Below are 329 nucleotides of genomic sequence, written 5' to 3'. Positions count from 1 at the left end.
GTTTTTGTTCATGTGGGTATTATATCATGTTGCGATGAATTTTCAAGAGGTTTTTTCAAATTTTTCAGTGCTTCCCGGTCAGATGCCTCAGCAGCTGGAACAGAATGCTCCAGAACCCCGATCCGGCATTGCCCGAAGGCGGGGTCTCCTCATCCGGAATGCTCAGCGGCGTATCATCCTCCGAGATGATCGCCGCAGCCACACCATAGTCGTGCTGAGCAGCCCAAACCTGCTCTGTACAGCAAACCCGCCCCGGCGTGCATCTCTAAATTCCGGGGCGGTTCGGGTCATTCCACATTTTGGACGATTTTCTCAAACGCCTGTTGCAG

1 protein-coding gene is annotated in these 329 nt (G+C 52.6%); it reads right to left on the bottom strand.

From position 1 onward, the window contains the following. Positions 1-64: 64 nt before the first annotated feature. On the bottom strand, positions 65-202 hold the full coding sequence (locus P0G09_RS16540) for a hypothetical protein (protein WP_275253205.1): 138 nt from the start codon (positions 200-202) through the stop codon (positions 65-67). Between the last annotated feature and the right edge of the window lie 127 nt (positions 203-329).

This window comes from Faecalibacterium sp. DFI.5.82, from assembly GCF_029076575.1.
GTDB classification, from domain to species: Bacteria; Bacillota; Clostridia; order Oscillospirales; family Ruminococcaceae; genus Faecalibacterium; species Faecalibacterium duncaniae.
This window is presented reverse-complemented; position numbering and strand designations above follow the sequence as displayed.